Origin of the sequence: Pseudomonas sp. 65/3-MNA-CIBAN-0223 (genome assembly GCF_040310425.1) — a bacterium.
GTDB classification, from domain to species: Bacteria; Pseudomonadota; Gammaproteobacteria; order Pseudomonadales; family Pseudomonadaceae; genus Aquipseudomonas; species Aquipseudomonas gregormendelii.
In genome coordinates this window covers 1-264 of record NZ_JBEOPV010000189.1, presented here as the reverse complement: position 1 = coordinate 264, position 264 = coordinate 1, and the positions used below count along the sequence as shown (strand labels likewise).

Sequence of the window (264 nt, the reverse complement as noted above, 5' to 3'; positions counted from 1 at the left end):
CCCACCTGCTGCATGCCGCGCTGCGCGAAATTCTCGGTGAACACGTCAGCCAGAAGGGCTCGCTGGTGGACAGTCAGCGCCTGCGCTTCGACTTCAGCCACTTCGAGGCGATCAAGCCCGAGCAGCTCCGTGCGCTGGAAGATCGTGTCAATGGCGAGATCCGCCGCAACTCTGCCGTGGAGATCGAGGAAACCGATATCGATACCGCCAAGGCCAAGGGCGCGATGGCGTTGTTCGGTGAAAAGTACGGCGACTCCGTACGGG

1 protein-coding gene is annotated in these 264 nt (G+C 62.1%); it reads left to right on the top strand.

Going from position 1 to position 264, the window contains the following annotated elements:
• Positions 1 to 264 (top strand): hypothetical protein (locus AAEZ09_RS28500; protein WP_350601692.1); only part of this gene is annotated, 264 nt, incomplete at both ends.